Genomic DNA, 18,513 nt, shown 5'->3' with positions numbered 1-18,513 from the left:
TTAATGAGTCTTTGAACTCCATTAATGAGTCTTTGAACTCCATTAATGAGTCTTTAAACTCCGTTAATGAGCCTTTGAACTCCATTAATGAGTCTTTGATATTAAATACGTTACGTAAGCGTTAGCGTAGCGTCTGGTAGAGAAGCTCGTCATAGACATCACACCTTTGCCAAAACCTACCAGCTAGCCGATGATCGGATCACAATCAGCCTCAGTGCCCTACTAAACAAAACGCACACTAATTGTGATTAGTGTGCGTCTGCGGTTAGATTTTAGAAATTCTCGAACTTAGCGATCGCATCCTTCATCTTATCCACTACCTCATCGACAGGTATAACTCCCAATTCCCCAGAGGCGCGGGTACGGATACTCAAGGTGTTGGTTTCCACTTCCTTAGCTCCTACCACAGCCATCACGGGTATTTTTTCTTTCTCTGCATTGCGAATCTGTTTACCCAAGCGATCGCCACTGGTATCAACTTCTGCACGGATGCCTAACGCTTTCATTTTCGTCACCACATCTTTAGCAAAGTCTAGCTGTGTATCACCCACTGGAAGTAATCTAGCTTGCACCGGCGCTAACCACAAAGGGAAATCACCTGCATATTCTTCAATTAAAATCCCAATTAGCCGTTCCAGCGAACCAAAAGGCGCACGGTGAATCATCACTGGGCGTTTGCGAACACCATCTTCGGCAACGTACTCTAAATCAAAGCGTTCTGGCAAATTGTAATCTACTTGTACAGTTCCTAATTGCCACTCCCGTTCTAGGGCATCACTAACAATAAAATCTAGTTTGGGCCCGTAGAAAGCTGCTTCTCCAATCCCTTCAAAATGCTCCATCCCCAAGGTTTCAACTGCACGGCGAATAGCATTCTCAGCCTGGTTCCAAGCTTCATCGGAACCAATGTATTTATCACTAGCTGGATCGCGGAAACTCAGTCGTGCTTTGAAATTCCCCAATTGCAAAGTCTTAATTACTGACAATATTAGATCGACTACCTTGAGGAATTCGCTGTCTAACTGTTCTGGGGTGACAAATATATGGGCATCATCTTGAGTGAAACCCCGCACCCGTGTTAAACCGCCCAGTTCCCCTGATTGTTCGTAGCGGTAAACAGTACCAAATTCTGCTAGCCGCATCGGTAGTTCCCGATAGGAACGCAACTCACTCTTATATATTTGGATGTGAAAGGGGCAATTCATGGCTTTGAGAACAAAGCCTTGTTCCTGTGCAACAGCTTCCTCATTTTCTGCCATCATCGGGAACAGATCGTCTTTATATTTCTGCCAGTGTCCAGAGGTTTTAAATAAATCCACTCTCCCAATGTGAGGGGTGACAACCTGCTGGTAGCCACGTTTGATCTGTTCTTGCTTGAGGAAGTCTTCTAAAGTACTCCGCAACAAAGTGCCTTTGGGTGTCCATAAAGGTAAACCCGGTCCCACTTGGTCGGAAAATATAAATAATCCCAGTTCCTTACCCAGTTTCCGGTGATCTCGCCGCAGCGCTTCTTCTTTGCGTCGCTTATATTCAGCGAGTTGTTCTGGACTTTCCCAGGCGGTGGCATAGATGCGTTGTAGTTGGGCTTTAGTTTCATCTCCACGCCAATAAGCGCCAGCAACGCTTTCTAGTTCAATTGCTTTCGGGTTTAATTCACTGAGATTTTCCAGATGAGGCCCCGCACACAAATCCCACCATTCATTCCCCACGTGGTAAATCGTGATTGGTTCCTCTTTAATATCTCCCAGGATTTCTAGCTTGTAAGGTTCCTTAATTTCCTGAATCCGGCGTTCGGCTTCTTCGCGGCTGACTTCTTCCCGAATTACTGCCAACTTGCGATTGATAATCTTCGCCATCTCTTTCTTGATGGCTTTGAGATCGTTTTCGCTAAATGGTTCTGGATTATCGAAGTCGTAGTAAAAACCGTTTTCAATCCAAGGGCCGATTGTAACTTGTGCCTTGGGAAACAGCTTTTGTACTGCCATTGCCATAACATGGGAAGCAGTGTGGCGAATCTTTTTTAAGTTCTCCGATTCGCTGGTACGCGGTAAATAAATTTTTTCAACTTGTTCTGACTGTTCGGACTGATTCGATGATTTTAGCGACATTGGCTGCTGAACCGTTGGCGAAATGATTACAAAAGGTGATTTATCTAAATCTGTAGGCTTATTCAACTATAACGACTTTGGTTTTTGCCAGTTAAGCTTTATCAACAAAGAATTCACAATAGTCAGAAGTCAGAATAAATTTGAATTCGACTAGCGTAATAAATAAAGGGGTTTAAGACTCCGCTAAATATATTTTCTTTAATGGTGTTTCTAGGTGGCGGGTTTGAATTCCCCACTATTTTGATTCTGAGTCCTGAATTCTTCTTCAATCCAGAGATAAAGATAAATTTTTGCTTTTTTAGCTGAGTGTCAAATTCAGGATTGCCTGCGATCGCTAAATTATCTGATGAATTGCAACTTGATGTCATATATACCTATAGTCGTCTCTCCAAAGGCACTGTACAAACCAGATATCAAGACTATATAATAAATTTTGTACTCTTTGTTACAAATTTTTACATCTGGAAATTATGAGAAAAACCAAAAAAGTGTTAAGAAACGTAAATAACGTTAATATTAGTAAGCAAGTTTGAAATATACCTCTTATTTATGCCAGACTCAAATTTACCAGGGACAGAGTTGCTGAAAACGGTTTTAGATCCGCTGCTGGAAGATTTTCAGCATTGGTTTACGCGATCGCGCCATTTACTCGAAACTGAGGAACTATCATTTATGAGTCACCAAGAGCAATCTGACTTGCTCTTACGGGTCAAGCAAGCGCAGGATGAACTAAATACGGCGAAGATGCTATTTAATGCCACTGATAAACAAGTCGGCATTGATATGGCAACGTTAATGCCTTGGCATGAATTAGTAACAGAATGCTGGAATGTTGCAATGCGTTTTCGTCAAGGACGTGAAGTCTAAGTGCTCAATTTCGACAAACTACTTAGTGATATCTTTTGACCAGCCAAGGAAGCGTCTAGACAAGATGGTAAATCAATCGTTAAAAAGATAGTATAAAACTCTTAACAATTTCTTAACATTACCAGGATTAACAAAAGAATGTATCATATGCTACCGTTAAGTAAAATAACGGTTGACAAATAGCTCCATATAAATGTAAGTGCATGAAAAGTGCGGAGAATGTTCGTCTTAACTGTGAGTCATAGTATCGACGAAACAAAATGTTACAAAATAAAGTTTTAAAATTACTGTTCTGGAGGAAAATACAATGTTACATCTGCTTTACATTCTTGCTTTTACAATCCTTGCATTTATAGCTGTTGGCAACTTAATTCGTAACCTGATTATGTTCAGTTTTGATCGGGAGCGAACTTACCCGACAAATTCCTCATCAATGAATAACCAAGGCAATGGTTATTATTCATCAAAGAAACAGTTTGTACCCCATCCAGAGTTATTAGATAGCGCGGGTAACTTAATTAAAGAGCCACTTTTGGTAATGCGTTCAATTAACGTTGAAGATGCGCGTCAACATCTCGATGCACTTTACGAAGCATCTCCAGGACATAAGAGAGAAAATTCCGAAGAAGCATAACAAATAAAGGTTAGAAGTAGAGACGCGATTAATCGCGTCTGTTAGTAGTTTGGGTGTAAATTATTGTTGTTTTTACATCCTTAACCCTTTGATTAGCAGAAATTTATTTCCATATCAATCCAGTGAATGTAGATTTATTGCATTTTGTTAAAAATACTTAATTTGTGGACGATTGAACTCATCATTACAAGGACTGCGATCGCAAGCAGATACAATTTTCATTCTTGAAGATGTGATTGAGGATTTGAAACGAGTAGCACTGTTGTTAGTATTTTCTGGTTATCAGCCATTAGTCAGTGCTTAGATCGAAATCAAAGACTCAAAAATAATCTTGAGCGACTTAAGGATAATACTGTTTCTATTTAACGAATTTTCAATTCTTTTTTCGCATTTTTCAACTGTCTCCAGAGGATGTGAATTTGTTTATAAGCCTCTTCTGGGGAAAGTTTAGCACTAGTTTGGAGGCTACAAATGTAGTTTACCCATTGAGAAAAATCTTGAAGATTAGCGTTAAATATTAGATACTCTGGTTTAAATTGCCCATAATATGAACTACGAGGATATAGAAAATCGCATAGTTCGGATGGCAAATCAGATTGTCAGTTCATAAGTATTTAGAGTATTACGGTTTAGAAATTATCTAATTGGAAAATTTTAACAAAGCTTTCGCCGACCCTTTTGACAAGCATTACAAAAAGAAGTTTGAGGTTCAAAGTCAAGACAGCCGAACGCTTCCTCAGAACAAGCTTTCATTGGATGTACAGTACACTTAAGGCGATGGTCGTTAGTGAAATATTCACAAGCATGACAAGGAATTTGATGTAGCTTTTTTAAATGATTTATCCCTTGTTTTAAGGTAAACCAGATACTCAAAATAAAGAAAATCAAAGTAGCCCAAGCAAATGAAGCGCAAAAAATTGTAGCTAGCATAAGTTATCCTCCTAATTAGAAAAAAATGCCCGCAGTCAACTGCTTTCAACGGCAGGCATGAAATATTATTTAGCTGATGTTGAGTGAAACTAAATTAATTGAGTCAGTAGGTAGACATAAATCAATATGTCATTACCTAAGGAATCTAATTATTAACTTGACGTAATGAGCGCTAAGAATGCCTGGAGATAGCTGAAACTTTTAGACTTGAATAAACGGAATCTGAGTGATGTGGAGATTGCCAGAAATCAAAAATCTATTTTGCGACAAAAGTCGGTTGAAAGAAGCGAAAAAAATGCTGTCCTTGTTGACATTCCTAATAGCGATCGCCTTTCATTAAATAAGGTAGCCATCCTTGCAGAACCTGGCGTACGATGATATCGTCAGTGCTACCACAAACCATTGAAGGTATAAAATAGCTCGGCAGGTGTAGCCGTTTAAACAAAGAGTGAGGCGACGAGCAATCTAAATCTTGCTCTAATTTCTTGTAAAGACGTAGAATGCTACGTCTTTACATCATGGGTACTAAATCACTAGATGATTAAATCGAGTTGATTGCGATCGCACCGAATAAAGCAACACTAGTCAATAGCAGATAAGCGAAGATTGCTCCACCAATTCCACCAATCAAAAAGCCCTCAGTAAATTGACTCCATTCGGCGACAGTATTGATACTCTGTGGCACTTTAGCAACTGTTGCAACCGAAACCGAGCGTGAATAGATTTCCTGTTGTCTTTCGTAGCTAGTAGTGCCATAAAGCGAAAAACCAATTGTCAGGATGATAATCAAACTGCCTGTGGCTAATAAACCAACCAAGCTGCCCACATTAGAATTGCGTAATAAACCTAATGAACCTAATGTCGCAAAGGGGCCAACTAGCCAGTAACCATGAGCCATGCCAATTTCTAATCCCCGCCACAAAGGAGATATACCGGGGCGGTAAATTGGCAAGTATTTGAGAAACTTCAGCGTCAGATCAGAAGAATTGACTGCACTTACCTGATTACTCGTTTGGCGCTCTACCCGTGGAGGCTGAACCATATCACCATTTTTAAAATCAAATCCGCCTGCGATCGCACGAGCGCGGAGAGCGTGCCAAATGTGACCTAACAGAAATATGAGCGCAAGGACAAAATGGAAAGTTACCAACCAACCACGAGCAGAAACTATACCAGCAGAAGTTTCTATAGCTCTAACTGGGCCATAAAAAACTTCGGGATAAACAGTGTTATTGACTGATGCAAAATATGCTGCTAAAAAGCCCATGTATGCTACAGCACCAATGCTGTAAGATAAATACGCTTCCCCTGAGTAAATCAAAACTCGGCGTGCCCAAGCAAATGGCTTAGTCAAGATGTGGAAAATACCACCGCCAATTAACATCAAACCAACCCAGATGTGACCGCCAACAACATCTTCCAAGTTATCAACAGCAGCCAATCCCTCTGGTCCCCAAGCCCCAAATAGGTAGCCAAAGATGCGGAATGGGTTAAGTGTCGGATGATTGATTACCCTGACATCTCCACCGCCAGCAGCCCAAGGGTCAAACAGTCCACCCCAAAACATCGCCTTGGCAACTAAAGCCAAAGCACCCAAACCTAAAAGCGTTAAGTGAATGCCCAAGATGGTAGTCATCTTGTCCTTATCTTTCCAGTCGTAGCCAAAAAAGCCAGCCCAAGTGGGATTATCTTCTAACACCTCTGGCCCCAGCAGAGAGTGATAAAGACCACCAGCAGCCAGAATCACTGAAGGTATCAGATGTAAAACGCTGATTACAAAGTAGGGATAGGTATTAATAACTTGCCCACCAGCACCGACACCCAAACCTAGAGTCGCTAGATGAGGCAGTATGATTAACCCTTGCTCATACATTGGTTCATTAGGGTTGAAGCGCGACAGTTCAAACAGTGTCATCCCTCCAGCCCATAACAAAATCAATGCAGAATGGGCAACATGAGCGCCTAGTAATTTTCCTGATAAATTAGTGAGACGAAAGTTACCAGCCCACCAACCAACATCAGGTATCTGTTGCTTATATGGGCTATCTTCAATTACTGCTGTCATTTCTAGTACTCCTTGAGAATTTTTAGCAATTTTGTTGAGCTTATATTCAAGATAATTGCAAACATATTGCATTAAATTGAATTTAGATAATTGGTTGCGGAATTACCGCCTCCTGACTCACCCTACCCTTGCGAAAATCGAACCCACGTGCCCGCAAGGCGTGCCAGATATGACCTTGGAGAAAGAAGAAAGCTAACCAAAAATGGGCATTAGCTAACCAAGTCCGAGCAGTTACAAGGTCAGGGTCAGGTGATGAAAAGTACGGCACGATATTCTGTCTAACTACAAGCGCCGGTCCATAAAAAACTTCAGGATAAACAGTGGTGTTTACCGATACAAACAGAGTTGCAATAAAACCCATCAGTGCCAAAGCGCCCAGACTGTAAGAAAGGTAAGCTTCTCCAGACCAAACAAATAGTGGATGCGTCCAGGTAAAGGGCTTAGTAGCTATGTGGAAAAGTCCACCAATAATCAACATTGCACCAACCCAAATATGTCCACCAACCACGTCTTCTAGGTTGTCAACGCCAGCGATCCAGAATTTCCTAATTGCGCCAAACAGATAACCAAAAATGACGGCTGGGTTTAATGTCGGATTTGTAATTACCCGCACATTTTCAACATTTGGGTCGTACAAACCCCCAAAGTACATTGCTTTGGCAACTAACAAGAATGCACCACAACCCAGTAAAACCAGGTGAATACCAAGGATTGTGGTCATTTTACCCGTGTCTGACCAGTCGTAGCCAAAGAAAGGAACTCTACCTTCCAATTTTTCCGGGCCACGTAGGGAATGAAAGATTCCTCCGAAACCCAAAAAGGCTGAGGAAATTAGATGCAAAGCTCCAATTACAAAGTAGGGATAAGTATCCAAAACTACACCCTCTGCACCTACACCCCAACCTTGTGTAGCTAAGTGAGGTAACAAAATTAAGCCTTGCGAGTACATCGGTTCTGCTGGATTAAAGTGGGCTAGCTCAAATAAAGTCATAGCTCCTGCCCAGAAAACGATCAGACCAGAATGAGCGACGTGAGCGCCTAGTAATTTCCCTGATAAGCTGGTGAGTCGGGCGTTACCTGCCCACCAAGGCGAGTCAGTAAGGTCTTGCTCCACCGACAGCGGACTTGTAGAAATTGTCATTTTACATCTATTTCCTATTGAGAATCTTACTCAATAGTTATTAAAAAAGAGTCTACACTAAAATCTAAATTAATGAAAGAAAGTCTCATTAATAATTTTGAATGCAAATGAAAAATTACTTACACCTCAATAGGTTCGGTGTTGGTGATATTTGACTCTGGAAGATTCCCCTAACCCTATCAGTCAAATCTGACATCATGGATAATTTGTCAATAAGTAATAGTGCTTAAACTGCCTATCGTATTATTTATTGGGTTGAGGAAGACAAGAAACAGTAAGCATTGCAAGGTTCTGGCACACATCAAGATTCAGTCTTGAATTGTAATTGTAAACTTTTACAAAAAAGCGTATTGACAACGTAAATACATCTTGCCTAAACTATGAGGAATGGATGTGTTTTTCGTGCTTAATGGTGTCACCTTCGTTTGGAACGAGGAGAAAGCTCGGATTAATCCCAGTAATCATGCCGACATAACATTTCAGCAAGCCGTAGAAGCTTTCTTCGCTCCGTTTCTAGTAGTGGTTGATCCAAGCGGCAATGATGAGGAGCGAGATGCTGTGATTGGCTTGGACAGACGATGGAATCTTCTGTACGTCGTCTATATTGAGCGTGAAAACGACATGATTAGGCTCATATCGGCTCGGAAAGCGACGCGCAAGGAACGTGAATACTATGAAAGCTGAAGATTTAAGAAAGCGACTCGATAAAAATCGTCCAATGACAACAATTACAATTCGTATTCCCGAAGATGTGATTGAGGATTTGAAGAGAGTAGCACCATTGTTAGGGTTTTCTGGTTATCAGCCATTAGTTCGTGCTTACATCGGACAAGGACTCCGAGCTGATCTTGAGCGACTTGAGGGTGATACTATTTCTACATTGATTGCCAGCTTGAAACGGCATGGTGTGAGTGATGAGATAATTCGTGAAGCACTCAGCGAAGCTATTGCGCCAAGCAGCAACAGTTAGTAACGGCAGTATTCCTCTGTCATGAGTAGCGGGAGTTATCTGCTTGTATTCAAGGTTAGTAACATAAAATAACCTATGATCTATTATTTAGAAGTGCATTGACCAGATTTGAGTTCATAGTAGATGGGCCACCAATATCACAACAGACTCGTAAGCGTGGTAAGGATAATCGGCTTGAAGATTGGAAAAAGACAGTGCGACAAGAGGCTGAAAAATACTGGTCTTCCGAACAAAAAACAGCTACTGGGTGGGTTATGCTCCAAATAACCTATTTTTATGATTCTGATCAAATGGATGTAGACAATATAGTGAAGCCTATTCAAGATGCAATAAAAAAACTAGCCTACGTCGATGATCGTCAAGTTAGCGATCTCCTAGTTAGAAAGAGGAATTTGTTAGGTAACTTTAGAATAGAAGACATGACCCCGACATTGGCGGAAGGCTTTGCTCGTGGCAATGAGTTCTTACATATTGTCGTAATTGATGCTCCTAACCAGGAGGTAGTTATTTTATGACAACTTCAACCACAAACTTAGAAAGAGAGCGATTGCTGAAACTAGCAGAGGAGTATCGCCAGAAGGGTTACGAAGTTTTTTTTCATCCAAATCCAGAAGACTTGCCTGACTTCCTTAATAACTATCGCCCTGACATGATAGTACATCGGGGAGAAGAAAATGTAGTTATTGAAGTCAAGTCACGCTCCTCACTTAACTCTTCTTCTAATCAAGACTTACGTAATTTAGCTCAAGCGGTAGAAAAACATCCTGGTTGGAGATTTGAATTAGTAATGACCAACCCAGAGGATATAATGTATTCTCTGAAAGCAGAGGGTTCTCTTCAAGAACATGAAATAGAATCACAGTTGCAAGTAGCAAAGCAACTTACAACGCAACATCCAGAATCAGCTATCTTATATTCTTGGTCTTTGGTAGAAGCAACTTTGAGACTTATTGCCCAAAAGGAAGAGCTAAGTTTACAAAGATTTGATCCACTCTACTTAGTGAAGCAATTAGCAATTGAAGGTGTAATTTCAAAATCTGAGTATCAGTTACTAATGAATGCACTCTTATTACGTAATCCTATTGCTCATGGCTTCAAAACTACACAAATTACGCAAAATTCTGTATATGAATTGATCGAGCTTACAGAACAACTCTTGAGAACTTTACACACTGGCGATGAAGCAGGCTAACACTGCGGTGGTTGGAGTGGATGGCACTGCGCGATGTCTACGACGGGCTATGCCTACGCACCAAGCATATCAGCCTAAAATAGGGAGTGGTGAATTTCCTACTCCCTACTCTCTTCCTATGCTTCAATAACTACCCGTAAATTACCCCGTTTTCTTGCAACGCGACAAGCAGTCGTAGTCCCAGAACGCTCAAATTCCAAATCGAGGATGGTGGGGCCGACTCGCAAATTATGAAATGATAGGCGATTAATCGATTCTGGCAAAGCCGGGTCGATTATTCGCAAGCAGTTATTTTGAGCGTCAGGCACCAAGTTGACCATCATTTGCAGTAGTTGGAAAATACTACCAGTAGCCCAAGCTTGGGGAGTGCAGGCAACTGGATACTGCACAGGGGCATTATCACCGTTCCGTTCGTAGCCGCAGAAAAGTTCTGGAGGACGTTGATAGGGTTGCTGCTGAGTCATATCGAATAAACCTTGGAATATTTCTAGGGCTTGATCGATAAGACCGAGCGATCGCAATCCCATTGCAATCAGAGCGTTATCATGGGGCCAAACTGAACCAATGTGATAACCCATCGGATTATAAGCGGGTGACAAACTACTTAGAGTCCGAATACCCCAACCATTAAACATATCTGGTGCCCGCAACCGTTCTGCGACACTATGAGCTTTTTCGTCTGTGAAGAGTCCCAAATGTAGACAATGACCAGGATTTGAGGTAATACTGTCTACTGGCTTGCCATCTCCATCCAAAGCCAGAGCGCAGAAATCTTGATCTTCTACCCAAAAATCTCGATTAAAACGAACCTTAAGATTTCTGGCCTCCTCTTGCCAACGGTCTGCCAAATCAAGCCGCTTTTTCATCCTAGCTATTTCTGCTAGACGCATTTTTGCAGCATAGACGTAAGCTTGCACCTCACAGAGGGCAATTGGGCCGTTGGCTAATTCTCCCTTACGGTCTACAATACAGTCGCCGGAATCTTTCCAACCTTGGTTAACAAGACCGCGTTTGGATCTACGGAAGTAGCTGAGGTAGCTGGTTTCTTTGGTATTGCGATCAATCCACTCCATTGCAGCTAGAGCATTTGGCCAAAGTTGCTCTAGGAGTTCTTGATCGTGAGTCCAAGCATAATGTTCGGCATAGAGCAGCAGCCACAAGGGAGTGGCATCAACTGTACCGTAGTAAGGTGTATGGGGAATTTCTTGACAACGAGCCATTTCTCCCAAACGTAACTCGTGCAAAATCTTACCCGGTTCTTCTTCGCGCCATTCGTCGTCAATTTTACCTTGGTATGTCGCCAATAATATCAGAGTTTCCTTAGCTATTTGTGAATTTAACATCAGGCTTTGAGAAGCTGTAATCAGCGAATCTCGCCCAAATAATGTTGAAAACCAAGGTACTCCAGCAGAAACAGTCTTATGCTTACCAAAAGACTGGCGCAACAAATACATATCTTGTTCAGCCCGCTGAATCACCCGATTGAAGGTACTCTTATCTGAGCTAATGCGGGTAATTTGTTGTACCCAGTGTTGCTCCTCCATCCACTCAGCAGCTTTTGCCTGTCCTAATGTGGTGGCGGCGCTCACGGTTGAACTGGACTGGTTATTCCTCAACATATTCACTCGGTAGCCCAGCTTTTGAGTTTCGTGAGAAGCCAACTCAAGCTGCCAAACCGCAGTGTAACCTTTGAAATAGTCTGGTTGGTGATGCTGGAATAGAATCCGGGATTCCATCACTGAGCCGTCCAAACCTTGATAGGCGAGTGTTAAGGATTCTTCTCTATAGACAGATGGCTCTTTAGGTACTGGTGCAACACCATCGATGTGAGAAGATGTTCCTTCCTCAGTCGTCGGTTCTACTAGGCGTAAAAGCCGACCTCGTTTTTGTCTGTCATAGCCCCGGACTTCAAATAAATCAAGAAAATCCGCATCAAAGCTGATGGTTAGTTCAAAATTGACAGTAGTTGTGCTGTAGTTAGATACTTCTATTTCTTCAAATAATGCTCCATTTAGCACGATTTCTCGGCGAATTCCTACAGTTTCGGCTTTTAGGCGATCGTCAATTCTGGGATTGGTACACAAAACTGAGAGTGAAAACCCTTTTTCAGCAGTACTACTGAGGAGTACAGGCGATCGCCCTTCAATTTGTAACTCCAAGCGATTGAGAAATCTCGTATCACAACAAAACAGTCCCATACTGGGATTGCCATCGTTGAGGGAACAGCCAGAAATATTCCCGATAGTATCTGTCACAAAAAATAAATCATCATCTTTAACCGTTAGTGTCGGTTGCGATCTTTCAGCCACAACACAAGGCCACTCCGGAATCGGTAATTGTTCGGCAGGAATAAAAGTTTTTCCATCCAGAAAAATTTTTTCTGGGGTGATTAGCGTATCCGGTGTCATTAGACAAAGTTCCGTGTACAGGTCTATATTTTTGTGGTCTTTTGAGTAGAAGTCTCTTACCCAAGAGGCAGAGGGTAAAGAAGAAATACCCTTTTGCTTTGAGACAGAGCGTCGCAAAAAGAAAGATTTGTGTCGAGACACGTAGTTTAAATAAAGGACAGCGTATCGTAGACAGACAGAAAGTGCAAAGTCAGATCAGCAATCTTGCCCTGCTTTTACAGCGCTTTTCAAGTAATTGAACTACACTACTCCCTACTTTTTGTCTTAGTCTTGGTCTAAATACCTGAAAACCTCTGTAAATATGCGGTTTTCTCTTTGCCCCATCCTCTCTGCTTCTTGTTCATCCTCACAACTTCCGAAAAAAGACGCTCTTTAAAACTCGTTTGAGCTATTCGAGCCAAAATAATCCTGACATATTGCTGACAAAATAGCAGCGCTCATATCCATATAAGCATAAGCAAATCTTATTGAAGGAGGCAGGAGGCAGACTCCCCTCAGCAAGAACTGCCTTTGTCGATAAATTTATATTTTATAAGTGTGAGGTCAAGACTGAAAACTGAGGGTTTTGAGATAATTTATTAGCCGTTGAACTTTCAAAGACACAAGGTATATAGTATACTCAGTGAAAATGTGAAGCTTACGGTTTTTGTTGGACATAGAGAAAATTTATTCTTTACTAGAATACGATTTTGTCTTAAATATCTTTGGTATTTGATTAGACTAATTTATGATAATTAATTAATTAATTGATTAAGTTTAATTACTAATTATTGATTAAGTTATGTGAATGTCACAGTCATGATTTTTGGGTAAGAAAATTTCTTTAGCAAGCATAAATCAACGTCGGCAAAGTAGGCGATGTCTACGACAGGCTATTTTGCCGATGCATGGACTATAAATTGATCGTCTGTGGTTATTAGCGAACACAGTAGTTAAAACCATACAATAATTAATATTTTATTACTTACTCCTGAAAGATTTTATCTGTGCAAGCAAAAGCATCAGTTGTCGAGAATGTATATTGGGCGTAATAGGTTGTCAAAAACTAGGGGTGTAAGGGTGTAAGGGTATGGGGGTGTAGGGGAAATAATTAGTATTGGCTCTGAACCCACTACTAAATTAAAGACCACAAAACAAGTAAATTTGGTGTTGGCTCTGAACCCAAATAGCTCCTATTGTGGGGTGTACAACAAAGAATGATCCTCTGTTTGACCCTACACCCTTACACCCTTACACCCCTTTCTTGGTCAATCAACAAATCAAGTGTACCCACGCCACTTAGTTGGTAACAAAATGTTGCGACTGCTTTGGCGAAAAGCGCTTTTTAGCGTTCTTTACATATTGCAGCTGTCTATTTAACTTGAGAGTCCCTTGGAATTTGTACAATGCAGCTGTGACGTGGATCTGATCGAGGTTGAGCGTTTAACAATAATTCATGAGCATTTCGACTTCTGTGCTGAGTGATCTGCTAAAGTCCCTACCCTACTTGCGGCCCCAGCTATATTTTAAGGCTTCACTAACGGCGCTCTCCCACGCGATGGAAGATCAAGTTTTGGCTGCGACTTTAGCACAACCCCTTGTAATTGCTAGTTTCCAGCGAGAGCGATTCTACCGCCAAGAAGCTCATCGCTACCTGCGACTAGCCTTGCGGAGTAACCAAATATACGTATTATCTGCTCCAGAAACGGATTTCACCAACAGTTCGGAACAGTATGAAAAAGTGGCTTTTGAGCCAACGGATGGCTTAAGTCAGGAGTGGCATTTGGTAGTGATCGCTGACAATTATGCTACTTGTCTGGTTTGCCGAGAAAACCTTGGTTCTCTTGCTAAAAACAAGCAACTACCGGAACTAAGCCCTAATCTGGATATAGACACAGCCCGAAGATTTGAGGGAATTTGGACATCAGAAAGGGGAGTTAGCCTCAAAGCAGCCGAATTGCTGTTAGATAGAGTTTTGGTTTACAGACCAGAATTGACAAATAAAATTCAACAGGCACGTCAGAGGTTTGGCATCGGGGAGCCGCGAAACCACTCTGGAGCCGAACAGTACAATGAATATGCCTGTGACATTGATACAGATCCCTTTGTGCAGCGCTTAGTAACTTATTTGCAAGCTAGTCAGTACAAATTGCACAAAGCTTACCGTTCTCTTGCTGCCCAAGCACGAAAAGAACGATTAGTCAACTCAATTAGTACTGCCATTCGGCGATCGCTCGATCCTCACGAAGTTCTCCAAGTGGCGGCACAAGAATTAGGGCAACACCTAGAAGCTTGTCGCTGTTTAATTTACCGCGCTCAAGCCACAGATAGCCAAGCGATAATTGAACACGAGTTTTTGACCCCTGGTGTTTTATCTGTTTGTGGGCAAACCTGGGAGTTAGAAAAAAATTCTCTATTTCGGGACATAGTGGAACAAGGCGAAGGTGTTTGTGTCAGCGATACGCTGAGTGACCCTCGCGTTACCAAATCGTCAGGACTTTCCACGATTGCCAAAAAGTTTGCCATTCGTTCTTGGCTGATGGAACCAGTATTCTATCAGGGGCGATTATTGGGGATTGTAGAGTTACATTACTGCCGGATGCCACCGCACGAGTGCCAACCTGGAGAATTGGATTTGGTAGAAGCGATCGCTACCCAAGTAGGAGCAGCTCTTATCCAAGCGGAAGCTTACGCTAACCTAGAAGAACTTAACCAGCAGCTAGAAGCCCTAGACCGCACCCGCAGCAACCTCATAGCCATCACCGGACACGAATTGCGTACCCCCCTATCCACAATTCAAGTGTGCCTGGAAAGTCTCGCTAGCGAACCGGATATGCCCTTAGAGTTGCAGCAGGTCATGCTCAACACCGCTCTTTCCGACTCGGAACGGATGCGAAAACTGGTACAAGATTTTCTTACACTTTCCAACTTGGAAAGCGGCCGGGTGGAATGGCATCCAGAATCCCTCACCTTACAAGAATGTGTGGATTTAGCACTCAGCCGAAATCGCACGCGTTCCTCAATGGAAAAGCCGCCCCAAATTAAGACTCAAATTGCCGAAAACCTACCTTTGGTCAGAGCTGACGGTGATTGGCTAGTCGAGGTACTGGCAAAACTCATGGACAATGCTTTGAAATTTACGCCACCCCAAGGAGAAATCACGATTAAAGCGATTTACAACAGCCGTCAGATGGTCGAGGTGACTGTCGCTGACACTGGACGTGGCATTGAACCAAACCGTTTAGAAGTAGTTTTTGACCGCTTCTATCAAGAAGAGGGAGCACTGCGCCGCACCACTGGCGGGACTGGACTTGGTTTAGCAATTTGCCGTCAAATTGTGAATGGCTGGGGTGGGGAAATTTGGGCAGAGTCAGCTGGCAAAGACCAGGGTAGTCAGTTTCACTTCACCATCCCGATTGTTCGGACTAGCCAAGAGGAAAAGCGGACAAAAGTCAAGAGTAAATAGGTATTAGTCCTTTGTCATTGGGCATTGAGCATGGGGGAAGCAGTGCAGTCTTTTCCCAAGGGGAGACGCCAAGGGCGATAGCGAAGCGGTAGCGAGTCATCGAGCGTCTGGGGTTTCCCCAAGTGGAGCAACTGCCGTCATGGGGCATTAAATTTTAACAATTGGACTTTGGACAAATGACAAATGACAAATGACAAAGGACAAATGACTAAAAACTGTTACAGTCTATGACGCGATCACAATATGATCCTGGTTGCGGTGTTAGGATTCCCTAAAAACGTTGAGAGAATCAATCTTTATGGCAGAAACACTCTCTGGACAAACCCCGCTATTTGCTGGCAGCACTGGTGGCTTGCTCAGTAAAGCAGCAGTGGAAGAAAAGTACGCTATCACTTGGACTAGCCCGAAAGAGCAAGTTTTTGAATTACCTACAGGTGGTGCTGCTACTATGCGGCAAGGTGAAAACCTGCTGTATATAGCTCGTAAAGAATATGGCATCTTTTTGGGCGGTCAACAACTCCGGAAACTCAAAATTACAGATTACAAAATTTACCGGATTTTACCCAACGGAGAAACCACTTTACTTCACCCAGCTGATGGTGTCTTCCCCGAAAAAGTGACCGAAGGTCGTGACAAAGTGCGTTATGTAGACCGCCGTATCGGACAAAACCCCAGTCCCGCTAAACTTAAGTTTAGCGGTGTTTATACCTACGACGCTCCATAACTAGCTGTTAGTAGCTAATGGGTAATTAGTAATGGGTAAATGGTAAGAGAATTACACATTACCCATTACCAATTACCAATTACCTTTGAAAAATAATGATGTTTCCAGATTTCTCGCAGTTTTGCACCCTAGCGCAACAAGGCAACTTTGTCCCGGTGTATCAAGAATGGGTAGCTGACTTAGATACGCCCGTATCTGCTTGGTATAAAGTCTGTGCGGGTCAGCCCTATAGCTTTTTGTTGGAATCGATAGAAGGCGGGGAAAAGCTGGGACGCTATAGTTTAGTGGGCTGCGATCCGGTGTGGGTTTTGGAAGCAAGGGGCGATTGCACGACTCAGAAAAACCGCGATGGTTCGCAGGTGGTTTTTACAGGCGACCCTTTTACAGCTTTAGCTGAATGTTTAGCACCTTATCACCCAGTAAAATTACCACAGCTACCGCCAGGAATTGGCGGTTTATTTGGCTTTTGGGGCTATGAATTGATTCAGTGGATTGAGCCACGTGTGCCCATTTATCCACCAGATGAGCGGAATATACCTGATGGGTTGTGGATGCAGGTAGACCACCTATTGATTTTTGACCAGGTGAAGCGGAAAATTTGGGCGATCGCTTATGCTGATTTACGCGACCCGAAAGTAGATTTCAAAGCAGCATATCAACAAGCTAGCGATCGCGTTACCCAAATGCTCGAAAAGCTGTCTCTACCCCTATCGCCACAAAAAACTCGATTGGAATGGAAACCGCCAGGGAGCAGAGGAGCAGAGGAGCAGGGGAGCAGAGGCGCAGAGGAGTATCAGAGTAATTTTACCCGCCCTGATTTTTGTGCCAGTGTTGAAAAGGCGAAAGACCATATTAAAGCAGGTGATATTTTTCAAGTAGTAATTTCCCAGCGACTATCAACAACATACACAGGCGACCCTTTTGCCCTTTATCGCTCCCTACGTCAGATAAATCCTTCGCCTTACATGGCTTACTTTAACTTCCAAGATTGGCAAATTATCGGTTCCAGTCCCGAAGTGATGGTGAAAGCCGAAACCGATTCAGATAATGGAGTAATCGCGACGGTACGCCCAATTGCTGGAACGCGTCCACGAGGTAAAACCACTAAGGAAGATGCAGCCTTAGCTCAAGATTTACTTCAAGATCCCAAGGAAATTGCCGAACACGTGATGCTTGTGGATTTAGGGCGGAATGATTTGGGGCGTGTTTGTCAAAGTGGTAGTGTCAAAGTTGATGAATTAATGGTGGTTGAGCGCTACTCCCATGTAATGCACATTGTTAGTAATGTTGTGGGTAAATTAGCAGTTGGTAAAACAGCATGGGATTTACTGAAAGCTTCCTTCCCAGCAGGTACGGTAAGCGGCGCACCCAAGATTAGGGCGATGGAAATTATCCACGAGTTAGAGTCTAGTCGTCGGGGTGTTTATTCGGGTGTGTATGGATATTACGATTTTGAAGGACAATTAAATACTGCGATCGCAATTCGCACAATGGTAGTGCATGATAATACGGTCAGCGTACAAGCCGGTGCAGGTTTGGTAGCTGATTCTGAGCCAGAGAAAGAATACGAAGAGACGCTGAATAAAGCTAGAGGTCTATTAGAGGCGATTCGTTGTTTGCGTTAAAGTGGGAATTAGTTAATAGTTAGTAGTCAGTAATTATCGGAAATCAAAGGGTTTAAGACCCCTACCTCTACAGGTAGCGCGGAGTCGGAGCCACTCCGCCTCCGATCATTATCAGTCGGGGTTTAAATCCCCGTCTGAAAATGTCTTTAATTTTGAATTTTGAATTTTGAATTTTGAATTGTTATTCTCCCCCTATTCCCTCATCTTCCTGATCTCCACAATTCCTTTTTCTGCCTGTATAGTTACTCTCGCATACAATTAATTGCACACTGGTTTTTGTTGCTTAATTGTAAAACCGGGCTTTATATAAGTACAGTAACAGTTCGATCTGCGGTATAAGCATCTAGACCAGACTTTAAAAGTTGATGTACCAATACCCTCCTATTTTGAATTACATAGGTTTT

The 18,513-nt window shown here is 42.5% G+C and carries 18 protein-coding genes; 11 read left to right on the top strand and 7 right to left on the bottom strand.

Annotation, left to right across the window (positions count from 1 at the left end):
- Positions 1–272: 272 nt before the first annotated feature.
- Together thrS and HWQ58_RS32470 are read right to left on the bottom strand one after the other, a co-directional pair.
- Positions 273–2,108, bottom strand: coding sequence for a threonine--tRNA ligase (gene thrS, locus HWQ58_RS32475; RefSeq protein WP_292872067.1), 1,836 nt, complete (start codon positions 2,106–2,108; stop codon positions 273–275).
- Positions 2,109–2,230: 122 nt separating this feature from the next.
- On the bottom strand, positions 2,231–2,476 hold the full coding sequence (locus HWQ58_RS32470; protein WP_292872065.1) for a hypothetical protein: 246 nt from the start codon (positions 2,474–2,476) through the stop codon (positions 2,231–2,233).
- A 181-nt stretch (positions 2,477–2,657) separates the two neighbouring features.
- Here HWQ58_RS32470 and HWQ58_RS32465 point away from each other — a divergent pair, with 181 nt between their 5' ends.
- The 3 genes from HWQ58_RS32465 (at position 2,658) to HWQ58_RS32455 (ending at position 3,913) form a co-directional block, all read left to right on the top strand.
- Positions 2,658–2,975, top strand: coding sequence for a DUF2605 domain-containing protein (locus HWQ58_RS32465; RefSeq protein ID WP_104905414.1), 318 nt, complete (start codon positions 2,658–2,660; stop codon positions 2,973–2,975).
- A gap of 307 nt (positions 2,976–3,282) precedes the next feature.
- Positions 3,283–3,609, top strand: coding sequence for a DUF2973 domain-containing protein (locus tag HWQ58_RS32460; RefSeq protein ID WP_292872063.1), 327 nt, complete (start codon positions 3,283–3,285; stop codon positions 3,607–3,609).
- A 172-nt stretch (positions 3,610–3,781) separates the two neighbouring features.
- A complete protein-coding gene (locus HWQ58_RS32455) occupies positions 3,782–3,913 on the top strand; it encodes a hypothetical protein (RefSeq protein WP_292872061.1) in 132 nt (43 codons plus the stop codon).
- 58 nt (positions 3,914–3,971) lie between these two features.
- Here HWQ58_RS32455 and HWQ58_RS32450 read toward each other — a convergent pair whose 3' ends face one another.
- Positions 3,972–4,199 carry a hypothetical protein gene (locus tag HWQ58_RS32450; RefSeq protein ID WP_292872059.1) on the bottom strand — a complete coding sequence of 76 codons (228 nt, stop codon included), beginning with the start codon at positions 4,197–4,199 and terminating at the stop codon, positions 3,972–3,974.
- Positions 4,200–4,263: 64 nt separating this feature from the next.
- Positions 4,264–4,539 (bottom strand): hypothetical protein, encoded by a 276-nt coding sequence (locus HWQ58_RS32445; RefSeq protein ID WP_292872057.1) that lies wholly within the window; start codon positions 4,537–4,539, stop codon positions 4,264–4,266.
- Positions 4,540–4,746: 207 nt separating this feature from the next.
- On the opposite strand from HWQ58_RS32445, the gene HWQ58_RS32440 reads away from it, so the two are divergent.
- A complete protein-coding gene (locus HWQ58_RS32440; RefSeq protein ID WP_292872055.1) occupies positions 4,747–4,917 on the top strand; it encodes a hypothetical protein in 171 nt (56 codons plus the stop codon).
- Positions 4,918–5,080: 163 nt separating this feature from the next.
- On the opposite strand, the gene HWQ58_RS32435 is transcribed toward HWQ58_RS32440, so the two are convergent.
- Entirely contained in the window at positions 5,081–6,604 is a 1,524-nt protein-coding gene (locus HWQ58_RS32435) for a chlorophyll a/b binding light-harvesting protein (protein ID WP_292872053.1), read from the bottom strand.
- 82 nt (positions 6,605–6,686) lie between these two features.
- Positions 6,687–7,745 carry a chlorophyll a/b binding light-harvesting protein gene (locus tag HWQ58_RS32430; RefSeq protein WP_292872051.1) on the bottom strand — a complete coding sequence of 353 codons (1,059 nt, stop codon included), beginning with the start codon at positions 7,743–7,745 and terminating at the stop codon, positions 6,687–6,689.
- Positions 7,746–8,132: 387 nt separating this feature from the next.
- On the opposite strand from HWQ58_RS32430, the gene HWQ58_RS32425 reads away from it, so the two are divergent.
- The 4 genes from HWQ58_RS32425 to HWQ58_RS32410 all read left to right on the top strand — a co-directional run bounded on the left by HWQ58_RS32425 (position 8,133) and on the right by HWQ58_RS32410 (position 9,907).
- Positions 8,133–8,429: a BrnT family toxin gene (locus HWQ58_RS32425; RefSeq protein WP_292872049.1), complete on the top strand. Its 297-nt coding sequence runs from the start codon at positions 8,133–8,135 to the stop codon at positions 8,427–8,429.
- A complete protein-coding gene (locus HWQ58_RS32420; protein WP_292872047.1) occupies positions 8,419–8,715 on the top strand; it encodes a hypothetical protein in 297 nt (98 codons plus the stop codon). The genes HWQ58_RS32425 and HWQ58_RS32420 overlap by 11 nt, the downstream gene beginning before the upstream one ends.
- A 98-nt stretch (positions 8,716–8,813) precedes the next feature.
- Positions 8,814–9,230: a RusA family crossover junction endodeoxyribonuclease gene (locus tag HWQ58_RS32415; protein WP_292872045.1), complete on the top strand. Its 417-nt coding sequence runs from the start codon at positions 8,814–8,816 to the stop codon at positions 9,228–9,230.
- Complete coding sequence (locus tag HWQ58_RS32410; protein ID WP_292872043.1) at positions 9,227–9,907, top strand: hypothetical protein; 681 nt, start codon at positions 9,227–9,229, stop codon at positions 9,905–9,907. Before HWQ58_RS32415 ends, HWQ58_RS32410 begins: the two co-directional genes overlap by 4 nt.
- Positions 9,908–10,023: 116 nt before the next feature.
- Here the strand turns inward: HWQ58_RS32410 and HWQ58_RS32405 are convergent, their stop codons facing one another.
- Entirely contained in the window at positions 10,024–12,315 is a 2,292-nt protein-coding gene (locus HWQ58_RS32405) for an amylo-alpha-1,6-glucosidase (protein WP_292872041.1), read from the bottom strand.
- A gap of 1,435 nt (positions 12,316–13,750) precedes the next feature.
- Here HWQ58_RS32405 and HWQ58_RS32400 point away from each other — a divergent pair.
- From HWQ58_RS32400 to trpE, 3 genes are all read left to right on the top strand, one after another.
- The gene (locus tag HWQ58_RS32400) at positions 13,751–15,760 is read left to right on the top strand and encodes a DICT sensory domain-containing protein (protein ID WP_292872039.1); all 2,010 of its coding nucleotides are present in this window, start codon (positions 13,751–13,753) and stop codon (positions 15,758–15,760) included.
- Positions 15,761–16,058: 298 nt separating this feature from the next.
- Positions 16,059–16,484 carry a photosystem I reaction center subunit II PsaD gene (locus HWQ58_RS32395; RefSeq protein WP_292872037.1) on the top strand — a complete coding sequence of 142 codons (426 nt, stop codon included), beginning with the start codon at positions 16,059–16,061 and terminating at the stop codon, positions 16,482–16,484.
- A gap of 95 nt (positions 16,485–16,579) precedes the next feature.
- Complete coding sequence (gene trpE / locus HWQ58_RS32390) at positions 16,580–18,109, top strand: anthranilate synthase component I (protein WP_292872035.1); 1,530 nt, start codon at positions 16,580–16,582, stop codon at positions 18,107–18,109.
- The last annotated feature ends 404 nt before the right edge of the window (positions 18,110–18,513 follow it).

This window comes from Nostoc sp. LPT (assembly GCF_017115165.1).
In the GTDB taxonomy this organism is placed as follows: Bacteria; Cyanobacteriota; Cyanobacteriia; order Cyanobacteriales; family Nostocaceae; genus Nostoc.
The sequence above is the reverse complement of the archived record's forward strand: the minus strand, read 5'-3'. Positions and strand labels throughout refer to the sequence as shown.

Excerpts from the sequence above, each read along its gene's own strand:
- thrS (WP_292872067.1), bottom strand. The coding sequence starts at position 2,108 with ATGTCGCTAAAATCATCGAATCAGTCCGAACAGTCAGAACAAGTTGAA.
- HWQ58_RS32470 (WP_292872065.1), bottom strand. The coding sequence starts at position 2,476 with ATGACATCAAGTTGCAATTCATCAGATAATTTAGCGATCGCAGGCAAT.
- HWQ58_RS32465 (WP_104905414.1), top strand. The coding sequence starts at position 2,658 with ATGCCAGACTCAAATTTACCAGGGACAGAGTTGCTGAAAACGGTTTTA.
- HWQ58_RS32460 (WP_292872063.1), top strand. The coding sequence starts at position 3,283 with ATGTTACATCTGCTTTACATTCTTGCTTTTACAATCCTTGCATTTATA.
- HWQ58_RS32445 (WP_292872057.1), bottom strand. The coding sequence starts at position 4,539 with ATGCTAGCTACAATTTTTTGCGCTTCATTTGCTTGGGCTACTTTGATT.
- HWQ58_RS32435 (WP_292872053.1), bottom strand. The coding sequence starts at position 6,604 with ATGACAGCAGTAATTGAAGATAGCCCATATAAGCAACAGATACCTGAT.
- HWQ58_RS32430 (WP_292872051.1), bottom strand. The coding sequence starts at position 7,745 with ATGACAATTTCTACAAGTCCGCTGTCGGTGGAGCAAGACCTTACTGAC.
- HWQ58_RS32425 (WP_292872049.1), top strand. The coding sequence starts at position 8,133 with ATGGATGTGTTTTTCGTGCTTAATGGTGTCACCTTCGTTTGGAACGAG.
- HWQ58_RS32420 (WP_292872047.1), top strand. The coding sequence starts at position 8,419 with ATGAAAGCTGAAGATTTAAGAAAGCGACTCGATAAAAATCGTCCAATG.
- HWQ58_RS32410 (WP_292872043.1), top strand. The coding sequence starts at position 9,227 with ATGACAACTTCAACCACAAACTTAGAAAGAGAGCGATTGCTGAAACTA.
- HWQ58_RS32405 (WP_292872041.1), bottom strand. The coding sequence starts at position 12,315 with ATGACACCGGATACGCTAATCACCCCAGAAAAAATTTTTCTGGATGGA.
- HWQ58_RS32400 (WP_292872039.1), top strand. The coding sequence starts at position 13,751 with ATGAGCATTTCGACTTCTGTGCTGAGTGATCTGCTAAAGTCCCTACCC.
- HWQ58_RS32395 (WP_292872037.1), top strand. The coding sequence starts at position 16,059 with ATGGCAGAAACACTCTCTGGACAAACCCCGCTATTTGCTGGCAGCACT.
- trpE (WP_292872035.1), top strand. The coding sequence starts at position 16,580 with ATGATGTTTCCAGATTTCTCGCAGTTTTGCACCCTAGCGCAACAAGGC.